At 74.9% G+C, this 22,925-nt stretch carries 20 protein-coding genes; 12 read left to right on the plus strand and 8 right to left on the minus strand.

All coding sequences use genetic code 11. The annotated features are described in order from the left end of the window. Positions 1 to 60 precede the first annotated feature (60 nt). Positions 61 to 363 carry a YciI family protein gene (locus tag KGD84_RS24845; RefSeq protein ID WP_220562786.1) on the plus strand — a complete coding sequence of 101 codons (303 nt, stop codon included), beginning with the start codon at positions 61 to 63 and terminating at the stop codon, positions 361 to 363. A gap of 22 nt (positions 364 to 385) precedes the next feature. On the opposite strand, the gene KGD84_RS24850 is transcribed toward KGD84_RS24845, so the two are convergent. Together KGD84_RS24850 and KGD84_RS24855 are read right to left on the minus strand one after the other, a co-directional pair. Beyond that, complete coding sequence (locus KGD84_RS24850; RefSeq protein ID WP_260697155.1) at positions 386 to 1,495, minus strand: TAXI family TRAP transporter solute-binding subunit; 1,110 nt, start codon at positions 1,493 to 1,495, stop codon at positions 386 to 388. 158 nt (positions 1,496 to 1,653) lie between these two features. Then, complete coding sequence (locus tag KGD84_RS24855; protein ID WP_220562788.1) at positions 1,654 to 2,076, minus strand: VOC family protein; 423 nt, start codon at positions 2,074 to 2,076, stop codon at positions 1,654 to 1,656. Between the two features lie 111 nt (positions 2,077 to 2,187). On the opposite strand from KGD84_RS24855, the gene KGD84_RS24860 reads away from it, so the two are divergent. Then, positions 2,188 to 2,766: a TetR/AcrR family transcriptional regulator gene (locus KGD84_RS24860; protein ID WP_220562789.1), complete on the plus strand. Its 579-nt coding sequence runs from the start codon at positions 2,188 to 2,190 to the stop codon at positions 2,764 to 2,766. A 58-nt stretch (positions 2,767 to 2,824) separates the two neighbouring features. On the opposite strand, the gene KGD84_RS24865 is transcribed toward KGD84_RS24860, so the two are convergent. Then, entirely contained in the window at positions 2,825 to 3,307 is a 483-nt protein-coding gene (locus KGD84_RS24865; protein WP_220562790.1) for a YkvA family protein, read from the minus strand. A gap of 649 nt (positions 3,308 to 3,956) precedes the next feature. Between KGD84_RS24865 and KGD84_RS33735 the strand changes: the two genes are divergently transcribed. From KGD84_RS33735 to KGD84_RS24905, 8 genes are all read left to right on the plus strand, one after another. Beyond that, complete coding sequence (locus tag KGD84_RS33735) at positions 3,957 to 5,831, plus strand: hypothetical protein (RefSeq protein WP_338151189.1); 1,875 nt, start codon at positions 3,957 to 3,959, stop codon at positions 5,829 to 5,831. After that, positions 5,828 to 6,610, plus strand: a complete 783-nt coding sequence (gene cpaB, locus KGD84_RS24875; RefSeq protein ID WP_220562794.1) for a Flp pilus assembly protein CpaB — start codon at positions 5,828 to 5,830, stop codon at positions 6,608 to 6,610. Before KGD84_RS33735 ends, cpaB begins: the two co-directional genes overlap by 4 nt. Beyond that, on the plus strand, positions 6,607 to 7,962 hold the full coding sequence (locus KGD84_RS24880) for a CpaE/TadZ family protein (RefSeq protein ID WP_220562795.1): 1,356 nt from the start codon (positions 6,607 to 6,609) through the stop codon (positions 7,960 to 7,962). The genes cpaB and KGD84_RS24880 overlap by 4 nt, the downstream gene beginning before the upstream one ends. 37 nt (positions 7,963 to 7,999) lie before the next feature. Beyond that, positions 8,000 to 8,389, plus strand: a complete 390-nt coding sequence (locus tag KGD84_RS24885; RefSeq protein ID WP_220565297.1) for a pilus assembly protein — start codon at positions 8,000 to 8,002, stop codon at positions 8,387 to 8,389. Positions 8,390 to 8,493: 104 nt separating this feature from the next. Next, the gene (locus KGD84_RS24890) at positions 8,494 to 8,817 is read left to right on the plus strand and encodes a TadE/TadG family type IV pilus assembly protein (protein ID WP_220565298.1); all 324 of its coding nucleotides are present in this window, start codon (positions 8,494 to 8,496) and stop codon (positions 8,815 to 8,817) included. A 99-nt stretch (positions 8,818 to 8,916) separates the two neighbouring features. Beyond that, positions 8,917 to 10,239: a TadA family conjugal transfer-associated ATPase gene (locus tag KGD84_RS24895; protein WP_220562796.1), complete on the plus strand. Its 1,323-nt coding sequence runs from the start codon at positions 8,917 to 8,919 to the stop codon at positions 10,237 to 10,239. 46 nt (positions 10,240 to 10,285) lie between these two features. Then, positions 10,286 to 11,218 carry a type II secretion system F family protein gene (locus tag KGD84_RS24900; RefSeq protein ID WP_220562797.1) on the plus strand — a complete coding sequence of 311 codons (933 nt, stop codon included), beginning with the start codon at positions 10,286 to 10,288 and terminating at the stop codon, positions 11,216 to 11,218. An 11-nt stretch (positions 11,219 to 11,229) separates the two neighbouring features. Next, the gene (locus KGD84_RS24905; protein ID WP_220562798.1) at positions 11,230 to 12,138 is read left to right on the plus strand and encodes a type II secretion system F family protein; all 909 of its coding nucleotides are present in this window, start codon (positions 11,230 to 11,232) and stop codon (positions 12,136 to 12,138) included. Here the strand turns inward: KGD84_RS24905 and KGD84_RS24910 are convergent. The 4 genes from KGD84_RS24910 to KGD84_RS24925 form a co-directional block, all read right to left on the minus strand. Beyond that, positions 12,135 to 12,782: a hypothetical protein gene (locus KGD84_RS24910; protein WP_220562799.1), complete on the minus strand. Its 648-nt coding sequence runs from the start codon at positions 12,780 to 12,782 to the stop codon at positions 12,135 to 12,137. The genes KGD84_RS24905 and KGD84_RS24910 overlap by 4 nt on opposite strands. Before the next feature lie 106 nt (positions 12,783 to 12,888). Continuing rightward, entirely contained in the window at positions 12,889 to 14,709 is a 1,821-nt protein-coding gene (locus tag KGD84_RS24915; RefSeq protein ID WP_220562800.1) for a protein kinase domain-containing protein, read from the minus strand. Between the two features lie 176 nt (positions 14,710 to 14,885). Then, positions 14,886 to 16,661 (minus strand): S8 family serine peptidase, encoded by a 1,776-nt coding sequence (locus KGD84_RS24920; RefSeq protein WP_220562801.1) that lies wholly within the window; start codon positions 16,659 to 16,661, stop codon positions 14,886 to 14,888. 269 nt (positions 16,662 to 16,930) lie between these two features. Continuing rightward, a complete protein-coding gene (locus tag KGD84_RS24925; protein WP_370634585.1) occupies positions 16,931 to 17,929 on the minus strand; it encodes a nitroreductase/quinone reductase family protein in 999 nt (332 codons plus the stop codon). Between the two features lie 533 nt (positions 17,930 to 18,462). Between KGD84_RS24925 and KGD84_RS24930 the strand changes: the two genes are divergently transcribed. Both KGD84_RS24930 and KGD84_RS24935 read left to right on the plus strand, forming a co-directional pair. Further along, positions 18,463 to 19,728 (plus strand): DUF418 domain-containing protein, encoded by a 1,266-nt coding sequence (locus KGD84_RS24930; RefSeq protein ID WP_255646787.1) that lies wholly within the window; start codon positions 18,463 to 18,465, stop codon positions 19,726 to 19,728. A gap of 113 nt (positions 19,729 to 19,841) precedes the next feature. Continuing rightward, complete coding sequence (locus KGD84_RS24935; RefSeq protein ID WP_220562802.1) at positions 19,842 to 20,477, plus strand: DUF998 domain-containing protein; 636 nt, start codon at positions 19,842 to 19,844, stop codon at positions 20,475 to 20,477. Between the two features lie 47 nt (positions 20,478 to 20,524). Here KGD84_RS24935 and KGD84_RS24940 read toward each other — a convergent pair whose 3' ends face one another. Continuing rightward, positions 20,525 to 22,642 (minus strand): serine/threonine-protein kinase, encoded by a 2,118-nt coding sequence (locus KGD84_RS24940; RefSeq protein ID WP_220562803.1) that lies wholly within the window; start codon positions 22,640 to 22,642, stop codon positions 20,525 to 20,527. Positions 22,643 to 22,925 lie beyond the last annotated feature (283 nt).

Below are 22,925 nucleotides of genomic sequence, written 5' to 3' on the forward strand. Positions count from 1 at the left end.
CGGGCGCGGGCGGTCCGGGATCATGGGGCGGTACAACCCAGCCACCAGGAGGGACGCCCCATGGCCGTCTACGCCGTCACCTACATCTACGCCGAGAACAGCACCGCCGCCCGCAACGAGCACCGCCCCGCGCACCGCGAGTACCTGAACGGGCTCTCCGAGCAGGGCGTCAACCTGGTCTCGGGCCCGTTCGGCGCCCAGGACGACCCGGGCGCGCTGCTGCTGTTCCGCGCCGACTCGGCCGAGGAGGTGCGCGCCCTGCTGGAGAAGGACCCCTTCGTCCTGGAGGGCGTGGTCGCGGAGACCGTGGTCCGCGAGTGGATCGCGGTGCTGGGCCCGCTGGCGGAGCACCTCCGGCCGTAGGACGCGGGACCGCCGGGGCGTGTCAGAGCAGGCCCTGCTCCTCGTAGTAGCCCCGCACCCCGGGGTGCAGGGTGTCGGGGTCGATCCCGACCAGCGCGTTCTCCACCCGGACCCACTCCCCGTGCGTGGCCTCGGCCAGCCCCGCGTACATGGTCTCCACCAGCAGGCGGGCGAGTTCCCCGTCGAGCCCGGGCGGGGCGTAGAGCGTGTCCCAGGTGCTCACCAGGGTGATCTCCTCCTCCTGGCCGAGGTAGGTCCGCGCGTCGACGGCGACCGGGGAGTAGAAGGAGACCTCCCCGGCGACCTCCTCCGCCGTCCCTGCGCCGATGTCCAGGACGCGCACCTCATATCCGAGGGAGTCGATGGTGTCGACCTCCCCGGCGGGGAGCGCGTCCATGATCGCGTACGCGTCGGCCACGTCCTCCTCGAACAGGCCCCGGCCCAGGGGTGTGTCCCGGTCGTCGACGAAGGCGACCCGGTCCGCCAGGCCGGCGGTCTCCAGGACGAGCCCCGCGGCCGACTCGAGGTCCTCGGGGTGCGCTCCCTCCCCGATGGCGACGGTGCGCCCGGCGAGGTCGTCGAGGGTCCGGATGCCGGAGTCGGCGGGGACCACGAAATGGAGCGCCCCCGAGGGGCGGACGTTGCCCAGCACCCGCACCTCCTCGACGCCCTCGACCGGTTCTCCGCCCGGCGCGTCGGTGCCGTGCAGGACTCCGTGGTGGAACACGTTCGAGGACATGAGCACGTCGGTGCGGTACGGCCCGTCCTGCCGGACGCCCTCCACCCCGCCGAGCAGGCCGGCGAAGTCGTGCGCCGGGTCGCGCGCGGTGTCGGTCTCGAAGGCGACCTGCGGGATCTGCTCGCTCCAGAGCTCGGCGAGGTCGTCGGCGACCCCCTGTGCGTCGCCGTTGTACCAGGCTTCGGACCAGGCGTAGCCGAGCACGTGGTCGCCCGCGTAGGCGGGCGCCTCCGGTTCCTCCGACGCGGCCCGTTCGGCCGCGGGGTCCGGTGAGAACGGGTCCAGGTACACCAGGCCCGCGCCCAGGCCCACGGCCACCAGTGCGGCACCGGCGGCCAGGGGCCATTTGAGTGAACGACGGGACTGTTGTGCCCCATCAGGGGATGTGTTCACCTATGTCCTTTCAAGGACTGGTTCTTCTGTTGTAGGGCGGGATTGTACGCCTTTCCGATTCGCTGTTCGCCGAACGAACGCCGTACCCGCCGTGAACTCCGTCCGCACCCCGGCCTGGGACCGGGGCGCGGACGGAGTTCACGGCGGAGCGCCCCGGCTCACTCCGGGAGGAACCCGTTGTCCTTCAGCCACTGCGGGTCGGGCTCGACCATCTGGAGGATCTCCACGAACAGCCCCTGCGGCCCGGCGACCTGGAAGCGGTACTGCCCCCAGGCCTCGCGGCTCAGCGGCAGCGTGACCTCCAGCCCGGCCTCGCGCAGGCGCTTCTCCTCCGCCTCCACGTCGGGGACGAGGAAGGCCACGAGGGCTCCGGAGACGGCCCGGCCGCGCAACCCCTCCGGGGAGGAGTCGTGGTCGCGGGCGACGAAGTCCAGCGAGAAGTTCTTGTGCTGCGGGTGCTGGGTGTTGATGTACCAGCCGATGTCGATGCCGAGCTCGAACCCGAAGTGCTCGACGAACCAGTCGGCGGCCGCGCGGGGCTCGTCGCACAGGTAGGCGGTGCCGATGAGGTTCACATGCATGGTGTCTCCCTGGGGTAGGCTGTTGACCACTGCACTTAAAGTACTACACGTGAAGTTATTCGTGCAACACGCTTCCCCTGGCCGGGGGAACGCAGAGAGAGGAGGCGGACGATGGTCCGCAGGAACCCCGAGCGCCGCCGCGCCCTGCTGGACGCCGCCATCGACGTGCTCGCCGAGGAGGGCGCGCGCGGGCTGACCTTCCGCGCCGTGGACGCCCGCGCGGGCGTCCCCACCGGCACCGCGTCCAACTACTTCAGCGACCGCGCCCAGCTGCTGCTGCAGGCGGGCGCCCACGTCCACGTGCGGCTGACCCCCACCGAGGAGTTCATGGCGTCGTTCGCCGACGCCGCGCCCAGCCGCGAACAGACCCGCGCCGGCATGCACGACCTGCTGCGCCGGATCCGGGGCGACCGCAACGGCTACCTGGCCCTGCTGGAACTGCGCCTGGAGGCCAACCGCCACCCGGGCATCCGCGCGGAGCTCACCCGCACCATCCGCGACACCCTGGAGGACAACGTGCGCCTCCACCTGGAGGGCGGCTTCCCCGGGGACCGCTCCACCGTGATCACGCTCTACCTGGCGATGACCGGCCTGTTCCTGGAGTCCCTGACCCTGCCCGACGTGCTCGGCGACGAGGACACCGGGGCGCTGGTGGACCGGATGATCGACACCATCGTCCCCCCGGGCTGACCGGGTCCGGACGCGCCGAAGGCGGGCCGCGGCCCGCCTTCGGTGTCGTCCCGGGTGTCTAGCGCGGGGCCTTGCCGGGCTCCCGTCGGGGAGCCGCGCGGCCGGCCTCGGATCCCTGCGGGGGCACGCCCGAACCCTGGGCGCCCGCCCCCGGGCCCGCCTGCCCCCGGGCCCCCTGCCAGCCCGCGTTGGCCTGGGAGAAGGCCTGCTGCGCCCGCTCGTCCCGCTCCTTGCGGAGGAAGCGCTCGCTCTCGCCCAGCAGCATGGTGGTCAGCCACACGGCGGCGCCGACGTCGTCGGTGAGGCCGAGCAGCGGCACGAACAGCTCGGGGACGAAGTCGATCGGCGAGACGATGTAGAGCGTCAGGGCGATCATGCCGAGCATCTTGGCCGCGCTCATCTCGGGGTAGCGGCCCCGGACCTTGGCCCACATCATGCGCGGAACGGCTCCGGCCCGCTGCCACACGGAGATGTTGCCGTCCGTGTTCTGGATGACCTGCCAGGCGGCGGCGCCCGCGGCGGCGCGGTTTTCCTTGCGCATCGTTCGTCTCCTCTGGGGGGCGCGTGGCTTCTCACGATATGACGCGAAACCCGCTCTGATCGTTCCCGGTGGGACGGCCGCCAACCGCGAAGAGACGAATACGACACCCGACCGTGCACCTGGGGCAACACCCATCCCTGCGCCACCACCCTCCACGTCCGCCCCAGGGTGCGGGAAAAACGGGAGTGCGGTTGTCCACAACCGGACCCTGGTCCCTGGTGACGAAAGAAAAAGGAGGGCATTCTAGGGGGGTCGCCAGAACGCCGCACACACGCGAACGCAGTACCAGAACAACGGACACCAGCCAAAAAAGAGGACATAACAGACAAAAGGCCCAAGAGTCGACGACCAGCACGGTGACCCGGCGCCCCCCGTGGCCGCACGCGGTCGCCGGGACCCCCGGAACCCCCGCGTACCAGGGCCGCCGGAGAACGACGGCCGCCCCGCGGCCCGCCCCCACGTGCCCCGGGGTCCGACCCCGCCCTCCCTCGAGACCGAGATCAGCGCCCTTCCCCCGTCGATCGCGGAAAAACGCGAGGGCTCCCGCGCCCTGGCACACATTCGTTACGATGCGACCGAGTGGGGCATTCCACACGGAACGCCATCCGGCACATCCCACCCCAGGCGCAGAACCGATGGAGCTTGCCCAGTGTCCACAGCCCTACCTCGGTCGGCGACGGCCGTCGCCCTGTTGGCGGACATCCCCAGCACGGGCCACGTGGGCGAGGTCCGGGCGCAGCGCTTCACGATGCACGGCGACGGCATCGGCGAACGCAGCGCCGCGTTCGTCGCCTTCGCCCGGCAGCAGATCGCCGAGGACCGCAAGGTCGTCGCGCTGTACCCGTCCTGGCGGGAGGACGACGCCCGGCGCGCCGTGAACTTCGCCCGCGGAGCCCTGCGCACCGACCACATCGCCGGCGTCCCGCTGGACCTGGCGCCCCTGGCCCTGTCCCTGGTCGCCGACCAGCTGGCCTACCTGGCGCCGTACCTGCCGCCGGGCATGGTGGCCGCGCTGTCCGCCGAGCTGCCCCGCCACCTGCTCGCGGGCGCCTGGCTCAAGACCGTGTCGGGGCTGGAGACCATCCCCACCTCGGTCCGCCAGCACATGGGCTCGTACGCGCCGACCGTGTCGTTCCTGGCGTACTGCGCGCCCATCCTGCGGGTGGAGCGGCTGCGGCCCGCGGAGGTGGCCCGGCGGCTGCCGTTCCGGCCGGTGCAGCCGGTACAGCTGCTGTGCTCGACCCCCGACCCGGCCATCACGGCCGTGTTCGACGACAACCTCCCGCAGGCGATCCAGCCGGTCGCGACCCGCTCCCTGCCCGCGCAGCCGCTGGGGCCCGTGTACTGGGGGACCTCCAAGTACGTGGAGTTCGTGGCCCTGAGCGCGCACCCGCAGGCGCTCGCCTACGCGGCCGGGGCGGTGCGGGCCTCGGCCTGCTCCTGGTGCGGCGAGCCCATGACGGCGGCCCCCTGCCCGTTCTGCGCCTCCGGCTCGGCCCGCAGCCCCCTGCGGACCCGGATGTCCGGGCCCGCCGACGCGCACCCCCCGGTGACCGACACCGGCACCTGGACCCGCCCCGAACCCCGCCCGAACGGCGGCCGGCAGGCCCCGCCCCCGGACGCGGTCTCCCCCTGGGCCGCTCCCGGCACCGGCGGCCACCGCACCGCCGACCCGGCACCGGACACCCGCGGCGCGGCCGCGGCCGCGCCCCTCCCGGACGGCGGCCTCCCCGGCCGCCGCGCGCCCGCGCCCGCCGGCCGCCGCCTTCGGCGACCGGCCCACGGGCGCACCGGCCGCACCGGGCCCGTCGGCGGCACCGGGTGCCCCGGCGGCCCCCTCCGGGCGTCCGCCCGCCGACACCGCCGCCGCGTGGGCCGCGCGGACCGGCGACGGCCACCGCACCGCCGCCGCGGCCCCGACCCCGCCCGCGCCATGGGCCCCGCCCCTCCCGCGCCACGGCCCCCGGCCCCGCCCCGGGGCCGCAGACCCCGCCGGCGGACGGCCGCCGGCCCGTCCGGGAGCACCGGCCCGCCGACGACGGGGTGTGGGTGCGGGGCGAGCCCGTGCCCGGCGACACCGCGGCGGCGTGGGCGGCCCGGGCCGCCGGATCCCCGCGGGGCGCCCGCGAGGGCGCCGCCGCGACCGGACGGAGCGACGAGCACGACCGGCCCCCGTACGGCGACCAGCACCTGTCCCTGGAGGCCGAGGCCCTGCCGCCGGTCACCGTGGACGAGGACGCCTGGCACTCCACCGTCGACGGCCTCCCCCACGGCGCCCCGCGCCCCACCGCGCCCCGACCACCCGCCGACCCCGACCCCGGGGACCGCGGCGGAGCCCCCGCCGCCGACCCGCGGGCCGCCGGCGGCCCCGACCCCCGACCACCCGCCCCCGACCGACCCGAGAACCCTCCGCTCGCGGGACGCGCGCCGCGCCCCGAAATCCCCCGGACCTACTCCCGCTAGGACCCCGGCCCCGGACGGGTCGCCCGCAACGAGCCTGGAAACGGAAACAGACCTCCCATGAACCCCCGTCAGCGACGCGGCGTCCTCCTCATGGTCGTGGCCGCCCTCGGAGCCGTCGCCGTGTTCTTCTCCGTGTTCGCCTACCTCGACTCCAGGGAGTCGCAGCTCGGCGACTTCGAGACGGTGCTGCGCCTGACCGAGGACGTGGACGCCTACCAGCCCCTGGGCCCGGACTCCGTGGAGACCGTGCAGGTGCCGGCCATGTACTTCGACCCCGAGGTGTTCCTCTCCGACCTCTCCGAGATCGAGACGCCCGCCGACCAGGAGCTCGTCGCCGCCTCCCACCTGGAGGCGGGCGTCTACCTGCAACGGGGCATGGTGCAGCCGCAGCCCACCCTCACCACCGGCGAGCGCGAGATCGCGATCATGGTCGACGCCGAGACCGGGGTGGCGGGCAAGGTGCAGCGCGGCTCGTTCGTCGACATCTACGCCACCTTCCAGCCCCGCGACCACGGCGAGGCCTGCGCCGTCCGGATCCTCACCGAGGTCGAGGTCCTCGACATCGGCGAGCTGCGCACCCAGGAGACCGAGGCCGGCGGCGTCGCCGGGGTCGTACCGGTCACGTTCCGGCTGGACCCGCAGGCCGCCCTGCGCCTGGCCTACGCCGAGGACTTCTCCACCAAGATGCGGCTGGCCCTGGTCAGCGCGGCCGGGGGCGGCTCCCCCGGCGAGTCCGAGTTCTGCAGCCAGGACATGGACGACCTCGTCGGCCAGGGTTCCCCCGACGAGGGCAACGAGACCGGCGGGGACACCCGCCGCACCCCCGGAGGCGACCGATGAACTTCCGCGTCCTGGCGGGCATGCCCACCTCCGAGACGGAGATGGTGCTGGCCGCGCGCTTCGACGAGCTCACCTCCGCCGACCTGGTCGCCGTCCGCTCCACCAGCGCGGCGCTGATCGACGCCGCCGGCGAGTTCCCCGACCTCGACGTCGTGCTCATCCACCAGGACCTGGGCCCGGCCCCGGTGTTCGACGCCATCCGCGACCTGTCCCACCGGCACCCGCAGCTGGCGATCCTGCTGGTGTCCTCCGCCATGGACGCCGACACCTTCACCGGGGCCATGGAGGCGGGCGCCCGCGGCGTGCTGGCCGCCGACTCCGGCATCGCCGAGCTGGAGAACCGGATCGCCCGGGCCGCCGACTGGTCGCGCACCCTGCGCCGCCACCTGGAGTCCGCCTCCCTCGACCTGCCCGCCTCGGGTGTGCGCGGGCGGGTGCTGGCGGTCAGCGGCGCCAAGGGAGGGGTGGGCACCACCACCTGCGCCGTGCACCTGGCCTTCACGGCGGCCGCCGCCGGCCGGGTGGTGTGCCTGGTCGACCTGGACCTGCAGACCGGCGACCTGCCCGCGTTCCTCAACCTGCGCCACCGCCGCTCCATCGGCGACCTGGTGGGGGCCGGCGACGAGATCACCCCGGGCATGCTGGCGGAGACCCTGTACGTGGACCCGCGCGGCCCGCACGTCCTGCTCGCCCCCGAGCACGGCGAACGCGGCGAGGACGTCACCGCCCGGGTCGCCCGCCGGGTGCTGACCGCGCTGCGCTCCCGCTACGAGCTGGTGGTGGTGGACTGCGGCACGATCATGAACGAGGCCACCGCCATGGCCGTGGAGCTCGCCGACCGCGCCGTCGTCGCCGTCACCCCCGACGTGCCCTCCCTGCGCGGCGCCCAGCGGCTGATGGGCATGTGGGAACGCCTCCAGGTCCGCTCCCAGCAGGACGTGTACGCGCTGGTCAACCGACACAGCCGCAAGAACGAGATCCAGCCGGACTTCCTGCGCCACCTGCTGGGCACCCGGGTGCTGCGCACACCCGTCCCGGCCTCCTACCGGGGGCTGGAGCCGGGCGAGAACAACGGCGACCCCACCCGGGTCACGGACGAGGGTCTGCGCAAGGCGTTCTCCCGGCTGGCCGCCGAACTCGACCTGCTGAGCCCGCCCGCCCAACCGGGCAACGGCAAGGGCGGGGCGCCCACCCCGCCGGGCGGCCTGGTCTCCGCGCGCACGGTGATGGAGGGCGGCCAGTCCACCCGGGACGTGTCGGGGTTCGTGCACGCCTCGGCCGACCCGCGCCGGTCCGGCGTCCCGGGCGGCCCGTCGCGCGACCCGGGCGGGCACGGTGGTCTCGGTGGCTGACCGCGGGGGCCGGACGTCGGACCGGGGCGGGGTGATCGTGGAGTTCGCCGCGGTGGTGCCCTTCCTCATGCTGGCGCTGGCCCTGGTGTGGCAGGTGCTGCTGCTCGGCATCACCTCCATGTACGCCTCGCACGGGGCCGCCGAGGCGGCCCGGCAGGCGGCGGTCACCCCCGACGACATGGCCCGCATCGACGAGGAGGCCCGCAAGCGGGTCCGCGCCCCCTGGGACGGAGAGGACGTGATGACCGTGGAGATCGTCGAACGCGACGGTGTCCGCCACGCGCGCGTCACCCTGGCCATGCCGATCTTCCTGCCGGGGGCGTCCGGCCCCTGGGACATCAGCGCCGAGTCGCGGATCGTCACCGAGGTCGCCCCGCGCGGGAGCGTGGGCGACCCGGCCGACCCGCGGGGGGCGGGGTCGAGTTGAGCACCCGCCGCGCCCGCCGCCCCGACCGCCCCGGCCTCCGCGACCGGCTCCGCCGGGGTGCCCGGCACCGCGGCCGGGGGCGCCGCGACGACCGGGGCGGGCCGATGCTGGAGTTCGCCATGGCGTTCCCGGTGCTGCTGCTCACCGCGGTCATCGCCATCGAGGCGTTCCTGGCGTTCGTGGCCGCCGAGCGGCTGGAGTCGGCCGCCCGGGCCGGGGCCCGGGTCGCCGGGCTCCAGGGCCTGGAGGGCGCCGAGGCCACGGCGCGCGAGTCCCTGCCGTCCTGGCTCGACGACGCGACCGTCACCGGCGGCGCCAACGACCACGAGGGCTTCTACGTGGAGGTGTCCCACCCGCTGCCGGTGGTGTTCTCGTCCGCCGGGTTCGGGATCACCGTGACACGACGGGTGGACATGCCGAATGTGTGAGACGCAGGACCCGCACGCGGGGGCGTACCGGACCGCGGGGGCGCGGACGCGCACCGCGGCGGCGGGGGGATCCGGGGGAACCGGGGGAAGGAGTCGGCGATGGGCCTGAAGGACCGGCTGGAGGAGGACCGCGCAACGGAGGCGCGCACCGACCGCGGCAGCGTCACGCACTGGCGGCGGCGCCTGCTGGAGGAGATCAACCTGGAGGACCTGACCCGGCTCACCCTGGCCCAGCGCCGGGTGCGGCTGGAGAAGGTCGTCGGGCACATCCTCACCCGCGAGGGACCGGTGCTGTCGGACCGGGAGCGCTCGGTCCTCATCCGCAGGGTGGTCGACGAGGCATTGGGGCTGGGCGTCCTCGAGCCCCTGCTCGCCGACGAGAGCATCACCGAGATCATGGTCAACGGGCCGGACAACGTGTTCATCGAACGCGGCGGGCGGATGCAGCGCGTCGACGCCGCGTTCAACGGCGAGGAGCAGCTCTACCAGACCATCGACCGCATCGTCTCCCTGGTCAACCGGCGGGTGGACGAGTCGTCGCCCATGGTGGACGCCCGCCTGCCCACCGGCGAGCGGGTCAACGTCATCATCCCGCCACTGTCGCTGTCGGGGCCGGTGCTCACCATCCGGCGGTTCCCCAAGCCGTACCCGATCGACGAGCTCGTGCGGATGGGCAGCCTGGACCAGGCCACCGGAGTGCTGCTGTCGGCGATGGTGCGCTCCCGGTTCAACCTGGTGGTGTCCGGCGGTACCGGCACCGGCAAGACCACGTTCCTCAACGCCCTGTCGGCGTTCGTGCCGCCCACCGAGCGCATCGTCACCATCGAGGACTCCGCCGAGCTCCAGCTCATGCAGGAGCACGTGGTGCGGCTGGAGTCGCGGCCGCCCAACATCGAGGGCCGGGGCGCCGTCGCCATCCGCGACCTGGTGCGCAACGCGCTGCGGATGCGGCCGGACCGGATCATCGTCGGCGAGGTCCGCGGCGAGGAGACCATCGACATGCTCCAGGCGATGAACACCGGCCACGACGGGTCCCTGGTGACCGTGCACGCCAACTCGGCCGACGACGCCATCCACCGCATCCAGACCCTGGCGACGATCGGCGACGGCCGCATCCCCTACGAGGCGATCCGCGACCAGATCAACAACGCCGTGGACGCCATCGTGCACCTGGGCCGCTGGCCGGACGGGTCGCGGCGGGTCAACGAGATCAGCGTGGTGTCGTCCAAGCGCCGCGAGGAGTTCCGGCTGGAGACGGTCCTGAGGTTCGAGGCGCTGCCGCTGGGGGCCAACCGGTCGGTGGAGGGGCGGTTCCGGCACTCCCCGCTGCCCCGGCACATCGCCGAGCGGATCTACCACATGGGCGAGACCGTGCCCGCCGTGTTCGGCGTGGTGCCCGCCGAGGAACGGAACGAGTGGTGAGGGCACCCGCGCCCCGGGTGGCCCCCACCCCGCGAAAGGAGCCGCGGTGAACTGGCAGATGGCGGCGATCCTCGCCGGTCTGGCCCTGGTGCTGGGCCTCGTGCTGGCGGCCCTGTGGCAGTTCATCGCCAGCGCCGAACAGCGGCGGCTCATCGCCGCCCGCAGCGCCCTGGACCAGGCCGAGTACGCGGCGTCCACCCCCATGGCCCGGCTGGAACGCGCCCTGCACCGGACCCAGTGGGGTTCCCGGCTGGCCCGCCGGATCGCCCGCTCCGGGACCGACATGCGGGTGTCCACGTTCGTGGTCGCCCTGGTCGGCGGCTCCCTGCTGGCGGTGCTCGTGGTGTGGCAGGTGCTGGCGCCGTTCTTCGGCCTGCTGGCCGCCGCGGGGGTGGCGTTCCTGTTCTTCTCCTACCTGAACCGGGCCGAGGCCAAGCGCCGTGAGGAGTTCACCGGCCAACTCCCCGACCTGGCGCGGGTGCTGAGCAACGCCACCTCCGCGGGGCTGGCGCTGCCGACGGCGGTGGCGATCGCCGCCGACGAGCTGGACGGACCGGCCGGCGAGGAGCTGCGGCGGATGACCGAGTCCATGAAGCTCGGGGCGTCCTTCGAGGAGGCCGTCGCCGAGCTGCGCGAACGCATGCCGTCCCGGGAGCTGGGGGTGCTGCTGTCGACGCTGCTGGTGGCCTCCCGCTCCGGCGGTTCGCTGGTGACGGCGCTGCGGAACATCTCCACCACCCTGGAGAACCGCAAGGAGACCCGGCGCGAGGTGCAGACCATCCTCAGCGAGACCACCAGCACCGTGTGGGCGCTGGGGTTCATGTCGGTGGGGGCGCTGTTCCTGATCAACGCCATCGAGCCGGGCATCCTGCGCACCATGACCACCTCCCCGGCGGGCATCGGGGTGCTGCTGGTGGTGGCGGCGCTGTTCGTCACCGGTTTCGCGCTGGTCACCCGTATCACCAAGTTCGACCTGTAGGAGTCCGTCCGATGAACCTGGCCTGGGTCGTCCCCGCCGCGCTGTCGGCGGCCGCCGCACTGGTCGTCCTGACCGCCGCGTACGGGGTGTTCCTGATGATGTCGCAGACCCGGGTCCGGGTGGACGAGCCGGCGGGGCCGCCGCCGCGCACCCGGGAGGAGCGCACGTTCGTCCTGCACCGGATCACCGAGGCGCTGGGGCGGCCGTTCTCGGCGATGGTGCTGGAGTCGCTGGGCGAGACGCGGCGGCGGTCCATCGCCCGGCGCATCGAGGCGGCGGGGAGGCCCGACGGGCTGACCCCGGACCGGTACCTGCGGCGCAAGATCGGCGAGATCGCCCTGTACGGGTCGCTGGGGACGCTGATGTTCTTCGTGGGGAACCCCCTGCTGGGGGTCATCGTGCTGGCGTTCGCGGGGCTCACCGACCTGAACCTGTACGTGCAGGCGCAGGAGCGCGCCGACCGGGTGCAGTCCCAGCTGCCGGACTTCCTGGACGTGCTCGCGGTGACCGTCAGCGCGGGGCTGTCGTTCCGCGCCGCGGTGGGCCGGGTGGCGGAGTCGATGCCGGGGGTGCTGGCCGACGAGTTCACCCTGGCGCTGCGCCAGATGGAGCTGGGCACCTCCCGCCGGGAGGCGTTCGAGATGCTGCGCCGCCGCAACCGCAACGACTCGCTGAGCAAGTTCGTGACCGCCATCCAGCAGGCGGAGGAGCTGGGCGCCCCGCTCAGCGACACCCTGGTGAACATCAGCCAGGACATGCGCCGCGCCGACGCCCAGTACATGCGCCGCAAGGCGCAGCGGCTGAACCCGCGCGTCACCATGATCACCGCGGTGACCCTGCTGCCGGGGCTGCTGCTGCTCATCGTCGGCTCGATGTTCCTGGGCACCGAGGTCGACCTCGGCACCATCCTCGGCGGCTAGCCCCTGCGGCGTTCCACGAGGATCGCGATCCGGGTGACCGCCACCAGGGCCGCCGACCAGAGGGCGTACCCGGTGTACATCCCGCCGCCCCGGGCGATCTCGTCCCACAGGGCGGGCGCCGGCTCCGCTCCGGAGCCGAACACGGCGGCGCCGGTCGCCACCAGGGCGACGGGGGCTCCGGCCACGGGGATCAGCCCGGAGAGGTTCGTCTCGACGGCGACGAACAGCAGCGCGGTGAGCAGGACGGGGAGCCCGTAGAGGATCAGGCGGTCGCCGAGCGCCCACTGCGCCAGCCAGGCGGTGTCGATCCGGCCGATGACGGGCAGCAGCGGGTACAGCTCGGCGACGGTGAGGGTGATCATCAGGCCGACGCAGATCAGCAGGGTGGCGCCGGCGGCCAGGAGGACCTTCGCGGCGGACAGGCCCAGGCAGGCGAGGACCACCAGGAGCACGGGGACGAGGGGGGCGGCCAGCCGGGCGCCGGGCATGGGACCCCCGTCGAGCCAGTGGACGCACGCCAGCGCCAGGGTGGCGGCCGCCGCGGCCAGGACGACGCGGCCGCAGAACCCGAGGACCCCCGCCGCGGTCCGAAGCGCCCCGGCGGCCGGTGGACGCCGCCGTTCGGCGGGGGGTTCCCCGCTCATGGGGGCCTCCTCGGGAGCGGGCGCGGAGCGGGGCGGGACGCCGCCGCGAACCGCGGCGGCTCTACCTCTCTCGGACGCTCGGCGGAGGCCCCGCGCCGGGCCGGGGTCAGAGCACGCCGGTCCGGAACAGCATCACCACCAGCACCCCCAGCAGCACCGCGCCCACCACGGCCGCGTTGACCAGCAGCCCCGCGCGTCCGCCCGGGGCCGGCTCGCGCACCATCGTGGCGGTCGTCCCGGCCGCCTCCTGCGGCGCGCCCCACGCCGGGGCCGTGTCGGCCGGGGCGGTAGAGGTCCCGGTTCCGGCGGGGGACATGGCCGAGCCCTCCGGCGTCACCGGCTCCGCGTAGATCCCGAAACCCGCCCCGGACCCGGCGGAGGCCGAAGACGCCACGGCCGACCCTTCCGGCGTCACCGATTCCGTGTGAATCCCGGAGCCCGTCTCGGGTCCGGCGGGCTCGGGAGGCGCGACGGCCGAGCCCTCCAGGGTGACCGGTTCCGTGTAGATCCCGAAACCCAGCGTCCCCGTCGGCTTCACCGGCCCGGCGTCGGCAGCGGATTCCGCGGCACGCGCGCCGTCGGAGGCGGCGGGGACGTCCGCGTCCGGCGGGGAGGACGCTCCACCGCCGGTGGAGGCGCCCGCCGCCGCCACGGCGCCGGCCGCGGCCGATGCCATCGAGTCACCCGTGACGACCGTGACGTCGGGGTCGTCCGCGGCGTCCGGGGCCGTGGAGGTCTCCGGGGCGCTCGTGGCGGCGGAGTCCGACGAGCCGCCGGAGGCGTCCGCGACGGCTGCGGCCCCCGGGCCCCCGGGGACCGCCGGGGTCGGTGCCCCCGCCTCGGCTGTGGCACCCGGGGCGGACGCGTCGCCTGGAACGGCCCTGGTCTCCGAGCCACCGGAGGCATCCGGGCCGCTCGCGACGGCCGCGGCGGCCGCGGCCTCAGAGGCGGCCGGATCACCTATGTCCTCAGAAGCGGCCGGGTCGCCCGTGTCCTCGGAGGCGGTGGGGCCACCCGGGACGCCTGCGGCGGCCGCGCCGACCGCCCCGCCCGGGAGCGCGGCGCGCAGCCTCTCCGCCGCCTGGCCCCCGTCGCGTCCGTCCAGGTGCCGCAGCGCCACCGCCAGCACGTCCTCCGCCGAGGGCCGTTCGCCCGGTTCCGGCGACAGGGCCCGCGCGACCACCTCCCGCAGGCCCGCCGGCACCCCCTCCAGGTCCACGCCGTCCTGCCGGGCGCGCCGCTCCATCTCCACCAGCGCCGCCCGGCGGCCCAGCCGGGAGGCGGGCGACTCGCCGAACGGCTCCCGTCCCGTCGCCGCCAGCACCACCAGGGCCGCCCACCCGAACACGTCCGCGGCGGCCGTCGACCGCCCGTCCTCGTACACCTCCGGGGCCACCCAGCCCGGGACGCCCCGCAGCCCGGGCGCCTCCGGCGCCTCGGCCCTGCGCCCCAGCCCCGTGTCGAGCAGGCGCGGTCCCGCACCGGTCAGCACCACCGCGTCCGGCCCCACCTGCCCGTGCGCGGTTCCCTCCCCGTGCAGCACCGCCAGCGCCTCGGCCACCGCGGCCGCCAGCACCACCGCGCCCCACTCCGGCAGCGCCCCATGCGCCGCCACGCGTCCGCGCAGGTCCGGCCCCGGCTGGTCGGGCAGCACCGACCACGGCCGTCCGTCGTGCTCGCCGGTCTCGACCGCCCCGACCGCGCACACGCCCCCGGACTCCGGCTCGGGGAGCGGCTCCCCGGCCTCCCGCCCGCGCGCCAGGCCGAGCAGCACGGGCTCCCCGCCGTCGCGGCGCGCCGCGTACAGCACGCCGCCTCCGCCGTCGGACACCCTTCCCTCGATCCGGTACCCGCCGACCTCGCTCGGGTCTTCGGAGGTGAGGGGTTCGGTGCGCGCGCAGAGGCTCTGCGAGGGGTGCGGCGTCATGAGGGGTGTGCCTCCGTTGTCCTGTTCCGGTACCGGACATCGTCGCGCCTGGCGCGCCCACCGGCAAACCCGTTGGCCACTGGTGGCCGCGCGCCCGCGGACCCGTCCCGTGCGCGCGGCCCCTCCCCGGGGGATCGGGGAGGGGCCGCGCAGGGGATGGGTTCGTGGGGCGGGTGTTACAGGCGGACCGTCCTGGTCGCCGTCGAGGTCGCCCCGTCGGCGTCCGTGACGGTCAGGGTGACGGTGTAGGTCCCGGGACCGGGGTAGAAGTGCCAGGTGTAGTCACCGCTGCCGGTGGTCCCGTCGCCGAAGTCCCACGTGTAGGACACGATCGGGGCGTCGCCCGCGGTGGAGGAGGCGGCGTCGAACTCGCAGAGGTACCAGAACGAGTAGCACCCGCCGTCGAAGTCGGCCGTGGGCCCGTCGCCTCCGCCGGGGGACCCCACCGACACGGTCGCGGTGGCGCTGTCGGTCGCCCCGGAGTCGTCGGTGACCGTGAGGGTCACGGTGTAGTCGCCCTCGGCGCCGTAGGTGTGCTCCACGGTGGTGCCGCTGTCGCCCGCGCCATCGCCGAACTCCCACTCCCAGGCGGTGACCTCACCGCCGGAGGTGGAGCCGGAGCCGTCGAAGGAGCAGGTCAGGGTGGTGTCGTCGCAGGCGTGGGTGATCGACGCGACCGGGCCGTCGGGCGGGGTGGTGCCGCCGTCGGCCGGGAAGGTGGCGGGGTCGCCCACGTCCAGCAGCGGCTCGTGGTACCCGTCGCCGGAGGTGTCGTCCCAGTCCTGGTTGCCGGCCGAGACCAGGGTGTCGTAGATCGCCATGACCCCGTTGCGGTCGGTGGGCTTGGCGTTGCCGACGGCCAGCAGCGCCAGGCCGCCCGCGGCGTGCGGGGAGGCCATGGAGGTGCCGCTGGAGCTGCCGTACCCGCCGCCCGGAACGGTCGAGATGATGCAGGACCCGGGGGCCGCGATCTCGACGACCTGGCCGTAGTTGGAGAAGTAGGACAGGGTGTCGTCGTCGTCCCCGGTGCACCCGAGTGCTCCGCCGTTGCCGCCGGGGGCGCCGTCGGAGTCCGCCATCGAGGACACGGTGAGCACGTCGGGGTGGTTGGCGGGGAAGAAGTTCGCCGCGTCGCGCGAGCTGTTGCCCGCGGCCACCGCGAACGCCACCCCGGAGTCCACGGCCGAGGTGATCGCCTGGCCGAGCGCCTGGTCGGTGCAGCCCTCGCAGCCCAGGCTCATGTTGGCGACGGCGATGTCCCCCGCGTTGGCCGCCACGTAGTCCACGCCCGCGGTGATGCCGGCCAGGCTCCCGCTGCCGCTGGAGTTGAGGACCTGGACGTTCCAGATGTCCGCGCCCGGCGCCATGCCGACGACGCCCTCGCCGTTGTCGATGGCCGCGATGCTGCCCGCGACGTGGGTGCCGTGCCCGTTGCCGTCGGAGGCGGTGTTGGAGACGCAGGTGCCGCTGGTGCAGTTGACGGAGTTCACCACGTTGAGGTCGGGGTGGGCTCCGTCGACACCGGTGTCCAGGACGGCGACGGCCACGTCCGGGACGTAGTCGTCCTGCCCGTTGATCGCGAGGCCGGGGTTGTCGGGGGCGAAGGTGCGGGCGATGCCGTCGGGCACGTCCTGCTCGAAGGTGTGGACCGGCTGGTCCTCCTGGACGTAGGCCACGTCCGAGTCCCGGAGGAGTTCGGCGGCCTCGGCCGCGGTCATCTCGGCCGCGTAGCCGGTGAGCGCGTGCTCGTAGACGCCGATCGGGTCGTCGCCGTGGCGTTCGGCGACGTCCTGCGGGATGGCGGAGTCGTCCAGGACGACGATGTAGGTCCGCTCGGTGGTGTCGGAGGTGTCGAGGAAGTCGGGGACCTCCTCCGCGAGGGCCGGTGCTGCGAACATGACAGGCAGCAGGGCGACGGCCGCGAGGGCCGCGCCTATCTTGCTCTTGCGCATGATGCGGAGAACCCTTCGGGGGGATGGTGGGGGACGGGGGATGTGGAAGGGTGGCCACCCGGGATCAAGAATCCGTCACGGAGGGCGACCCTGACCATACGTGTTCACTACGTAACTTCGTACACGTCGGGGGGTGCTACGTAGTGCCCCGGCGGCCACTACCTACCCGGCGCCCGCCGACCCCGTGAGCCGGTCGCGGCCTTCGGGGTCGGCGGTGTCCGAGCAGGTCGGCGCGGTCCCGGACCGGGCTCCGGCCGACCGCGCCGGCGTCAGCCCGGCAGGGGGACCTCCGCGAGCAGGGGCAGCAGCCCCGCCTCCTCCTCGTCGAGATGGGCCTCCAGCTCCCGGCTCATCCTCTCCAGATCAGCGCGGAACGCGGCCGGGTCGGCGGTGGCGACCTCCGCCAGCAGCGCCTGGATGCCCTCGCGGATGCGGTCGACCTCGCGGTGCTGCTCCGACAGCCGCTCCAGGGTGCCGGCCAGGTGCGGGTACCGCTCCGCCAGGGAGGGGAACAGCATCTGCTCCTCCCCGTCGTGGTGGAACCGCAGCGACTCGCAGAACGCCAGGCAGTGCTGGCGCAGCTGGAGGCTGAGCCCGGGGGCGGGGACCTCCCCCTCCCGGGCCGCGCGCCCGTCGCGGTCGGCGAGGTAGGCGTCGGTCTCCTCGCGGATCCGGTGCAGGTGCCCGCGCAGCCAGCGGTGGACCTGCACCAGCTTCTCCGCGAGGTTCGCCGCGGCCTCCTCCGCCTCCGGGCTGTCCCCGGCGACCGCCGGTTCCAGCACCACCACGGGCAGGACCCGGTCGGTCCCTGCCTGGTAGTCGCCGTACCCGGGGGCCGCCCGAACGGCCTCGGCGAACAGGCGGTCGCGCTCCTCGCCCTCGGCGGGGACGGCGACCGCGGAGAACTCCTCGGTGCCCAGCTCGACCCGGACCATCGGGTGGGCGAGCAGGTTGTGGTACCAGGCGGGGTGCCGGTCCGAGCCCCCGGCGGAGGCGATGACGAACAGCCGCCCGTCCGCCCGGACGTAGCCGAGCGGGCTGGTGGTCTCGCGGCCGCTGCGCGCGCCGACGGTGGTGAGCAGCAGCAGGTCGCCGCCCTCGAACATGCCGCCGACGCGGCCGCCGTTGGCGCGGAACTCCGCGACCACGGGCCGGTTGAAGTCGCTCACGTACGGCTCGGGCCGGGCGAGCGGTCCGGGGCCGCCGGTCGCGGCCGGGCCGTCGCCGCGGGCGGCCTGCGAGGTGTCGGTGTCCTGTGTGTTCTGCAAAAGGTCTCCTCTCGGTACGGGGAATGCGGGTGGGCGGCCGCCCCGAGAGGTCCGTGCGCGCGGGCGCCGCGGACACGGTTTCAGGGAAGGGGGGCACGCCGACGCCGGCGTCCGCGGACACGGGGGAACGCGGACGGGGTCGGGATGCGGGAACGGGGAGGCCGCCGGAGGGCGCGGCTGTACGCCGCACCGGAACGCGTATCAGGCGTGCTGGGTGCTCATGGTCGGCTCTCCCTCGGATCGTGTGCTCGCCCGTCGACCCGACCGGCCCACTGCTCGTGGTCGGGGACACGTGGCACGCGCGACACGGTATGCCATGCCCCGGGGCGCGTCAACCGCCGGGGCCGGGACACGGCGGGGGCGCGTCCCCCCGCTCTCCGAGGGGCGTCCGGCCGCGGGGCCCGGTCCGGTAGGGCCCGCCCCACCCCCCATCGACGGGACCGCCCCAGCGACCGGGGCACCCCGCCCTCCGTAGTTTCAAAAGCCTTGGCGCGTCGGCGGAAACGGCCGACATCACGGAACAGGAGACACCGATGGCTTCGCACACCCCCCGGGACCGGACGGGGTCCGCACGGGCGGACGGCCCCGGACCGGCACGGCGCTCTCTGGCCCCGGACCTCGCCCGCGGGTTCATGCTGCTGTTCATCGCACTGGTGAACGCCGGCTTCTTCCTCACCGGCCCGGAGACGGTGCGCACCCTGGCCGACCAGGTGGTGACGTTCGTCCAGCTCACCCTGGTGTCGGGGCGCGCGATCCCGCTGTTCGCCCTGCTGTTCGGCTACGGCGCGGTGATGATCGCGCGCCGGGTGCGGGCCTCCGGCGGGGGCTGGGTGCAGGCGCGCATCCTGCTGCGGCGGCGCGGGTGGGTGCTGCTGGCGCTGGGGGCCGCGCACGGCGTCCTGCTGCTGCCGGTGGACATCCTGGGCGCGTACGGGCTGGCGCTGCTGCTGTTCGTCGGCCTGGTGCGGGCGCGCGACGTGACGCTGTGGTGGACCGCCGGGGTGCTCGCCGCCGCGTCGGCGGCCGTCCACACGGCGTGGGCGCTGTCGCTCCCGGTCGACGGCGGGGACGGCGGGGACTCCTCGGTGGCCGTGCCGTCCCTGGTGGAGCCGTCCTTCGTCGCGGCGTCCGTCGAACGGTTCAACGAGTGGACCCTCTACACGCCGATCACGATGCTGCTGGTGGCGATGCCCACGATCGTCCTGGGCTTCTGGGCGGGGCACCGGCGCCTCCTGGAGGAGCCCGGGGCGCACCGCCCGCTGCTGCGGTCCGCCGCCGCCTGGGGGCTGGGCGCCGGTGTGCTGACGGGACTGCCCAGCGCCCTGGTGGCGGCCGGATGGGTGCCCGCGGGGCCGCGCCTGGACGGCGCGCTGGCGGTCCTGCACGAGCTCGGCGGCTGGGCGGGCGGCATCGGCTGGGCCGCGCTGATCGCCCTCCTCGCGGCCCGCTGGGAATCCCGCCCCGCGCGCACGTCCCCGCCCGACGCTACCCGGGCACCCGTGCCCGCCCCCGGGCCGGCGGTGGCGGCCGTCGCCGCCGTGGGCGAGCGCTCCCTGAGCTGCTACCTCCTGCAATCGCTGGTGTTCACGGCGGTGTTCGCCCCCTACGGCCTGGGCCTGGGGGCCTCCCTGGGCGCGGCGGGCGCGGCCGCCGTGGGGGTCGCGACCTGGCTGGCGTCCGTCGCGGCCGCCGAGGCCCTGCGCAGGGCGGGCCGCCGCGGTCCCGCCGAGGTGCTGGTGCGCCGCCTCACCCGGCGCCGCGAACCCCTGGTCGCGCCCCCGCTGCCCCGCGCGGAGTAGGGCGCCTGCTCCCCGGGGAGCAGGCGCCGTGCTCCCCGGGCGGTGCCGGACCGCCCCGAAGAGCCTCTCGGCGGGGGACGCGGCGGCCGGTACCCGCTCCGTACCTTTCCACCATGACCTCCTCCCCCTTGAACACGCGGACCGCGATCCTCGCCGGGAGCGGCCTGTGCGCCGCCGCCTTCGTCCTCTCCGACCTCGTCAACCGCGAGATGAGCCCGGTCGCCGAGACCGTCAGCCGGTTCGTCAACACCGGCCACGGCTGGCTGGTCACCGTGGGCCTGGTCGGCCTCGCCCTGGCCGGGGCCGCCTCGGCCGTGCGGGTGGCCGACCGGCCCGGCCGGGTCCTGCTCTGGATCTGGGCCGCGGGGATCGCGGTCTCCGCGGTCTTCCCGGCCGACCCGCCCGGCAACTGGGCGGCCCCCTCCGTCTCCGAGACCGTCCACGGTCTGGCCGCCTGGGCGGCCCTGGGCTCCTTCACCGCCGCCGCGGTCGTGCTCGCCCGCCGGTGGCGCGGCCTGCCCGGCACCCCGCGGGCGCTCGCCCCGGTCACCACCGTCCTGACCGTCTCCATGGCCCTGTTCGTGGTCACCCTGGTGGACGCCATGGCGTTCCGGGAGCTCCCGGCGCTGCTCGGTGTGACCGAGCGCGCCGTCATCGCCGCGGACCTGGTCTGGATGTGCGTCGCCGCCTTCCGCGTCCCGGCCGCCCCCGCCGCGCCGGTGCCGGACCGCGTCCCGGAGCGCGCCTGATCCCGCGCACGGCGGGGCCACCCCGTCCGGGGCGGCCCCGCCCGCCGTCACCTCTGGACCTCCTCCGGTGCCGGGACCCCCACCTCCAGGTCTCCGTCCAGCCCCGCGAACGTGTACCGCGTGTACCAGTACTCCGGCGCCGGGACCGGCTCCGCGAAGGCCGCCGGGGCCGCCTGCGCCACCGGCCGCCCGTTGAGCACGGACCCGCCCTGCGGCGGCCCCTCGGTGGAGAACGCCAGGGGCTCCCCGTCCTCGGTCGCCACCAGCGTGAACGCCGACTCCTGCGGCGACTCCTCCGAGGGCCGGAACGTCCCCTCCACCAGCACCGCCGGGACCCCGTCGGGCGGGTCCTCCCCCGCCAGGTGGCCGTAGGCGTCCTCCGTCGGCCCGGGCGCGTCGAACACCGTCTCCTCCTCCGAGGTGACGGTGCCGGTCTCCACCACCCGGGCCATCGGCTCCAGGATCCGCTCGGGGTCGAACACCGCCTCCGACGCGCCCAGCTCCTCGGGGACGGCCGGCCGCCACACGGCGGGCCCGTTCCAGGCGGTGGTGTCGCTGTACAGCAGTTCTCCGTCCACCAGCATCAGGTCGCTGGCGCGCGCCCCGCTGACGGTGCTGGTCCAGCGCACCGCCTCGGGGTCGGCCTGGTACAGCACCCGGTCGAACAGGGTGGGCTCGGCCGCGGTGTCCGCGGGCAGCGGCTGCCCGTACCCCTCGCCGTTCCCGGCGTGGGTGAGGATGGTCAGCTCCAGGGTGCGCGCCCGCGTCAGCCGGTCGAGCGAGGCGGACACCAGGTCGATGCCCGTGGGCGCGGCGCTCTCCCCCGGGCCGTCCGGGCCGCCGGGGTTCTCGGAGACGGGCTCGGCGTCCTGGGCCAGGGCGTCGAACAGCGCGTACCCGCCGCCCCCGGCCACCGCCAGCGCGAAGCAGCAGGCGGCGCCGACGGCCAGGATCCGCCCGGCACCGCCGCGCCGTTCGCGGCGCTCGCGGCGCCGCCGGCGGGAGCGCCCGCCCCGGCCGCCGGCCGCGGCCTCCTGGACGCCCCGCCCGCCACCGTCGCGCTCGGGCCCGGGCCCGCCGTGCGCCTCCCCCGGCCCGTCGTCGGGGGCGGGCACCATGATCAGCTCCCCCGTGATGGGGTCGCGGGTGCTGACCAGCCGCCGCGCGTTCCGCACCCTGGTCCCGGGCGTCCAGGTGCGCCGCCCCGAGGCGGCCGCCTCCTCGTCCAGTCCGCGGGCCGCCTGCGTCCACAGCTCGGGCCGGTGCCAGGACACGTCCACGTACGGCCAGTGCGTGCGCGCCGCCCCGTGGAGCCGGTCGCTCCACTCCTCGCGGACCGTGTCCTCGGGGACCCCCAGCAGTGCCAGGCACTCCAGGTAGACGTCCTCGGCGGAGGGCCGCCGGGCCGGGTCCCGCTCCAGGGCCCGTTCCAGGACGCGCGCCAGCTCGGGCCGGAGCGCGGACAGGTCCACGTACCCGCGTGCCCGGACGGCGGCGTCGGCCTGCGAGACCACGGTGCCGAACGGCGGCAGGCCGGTGCCCGCGAAGACCACCGTGCACGCCCACGCGAACACGTCGGACGCCTCGTCGGGGCGGCTGCCCGCATAGCGTTCGGGCGCCATCCAGCCGGGGCTGCCGACGGTGGTGTGCGAGTCGCCGTCGTCCACCTGGCGGGCCAGCCCGAAGTCGACCAGGCGCGGCCCGGTGGCCGTGACCAGCACGTTCCCGGGTTTGACGTCGCCGTGCGGGACCCGGCCGTCGTGCACGTCCATCAGCGCCTCGGCGACCCCGGCGGCCAGCACCAGCAGCGCGGCGCCGCCCATCGGACCGCGCACCCCGGTGTGGCGCCCCAGGTCGAGGGCGGGCAGGTACTCCACGGCGGACCACGGGCGGTTGCGGTGGACGCCGCTGTCGAGCACCCCGAGCGCGCACGAGCCGGGCACCCGGCGCAGGTGCACGACCTTGTCGTCGGGATCGGCCGCGGACACCCACTCCTCGCCCATGACCTTGAGCGCCAGCGGATGCCCCTCGGGTGTGAGCGCGGCGTAGACGGCGCCCAGGGCGGAGTCGCCGAGCCGGCCGATCAGCCGGTGCGCGCCCACCCAGGGCGGGTCGTCGGGCACGAGGGGCCGGACGTTCGGTGGTAAGACGACTGTCGGTGCCATGGGGGGTTCGCTTCCACTCTCCTGGGACCAGGGGTTCGGGAATATCAGGACACGGCGCTCGCATTCGGTGGATACCGAACGTACATTCCCCGATGCTCCGGGGCCAATGGTGCGCACGGGTCGCGGGCCGTGCACCGGGTGAGAACCTCGGGCGGGCGCCCGCGGTTCACTTCATGACCGATTCTTCACCGAACTTCGCACGAAAAAGGATATGCGCAACGGCCCTCCCAGCACCGGCCCGGACCCGCCCCATGTCCGCTCACGGCCACGGTCGGCGAATAAG

Origin of the sequence: Nocardiopsis changdeensis (assembly GCF_018316655.1) — a bacterium.
Taxonomy (GTDB): Bacteria; Actinomycetota; Actinomycetes; order Streptosporangiales; family Streptosporangiaceae; genus Nocardiopsis; species Nocardiopsis changdeensis.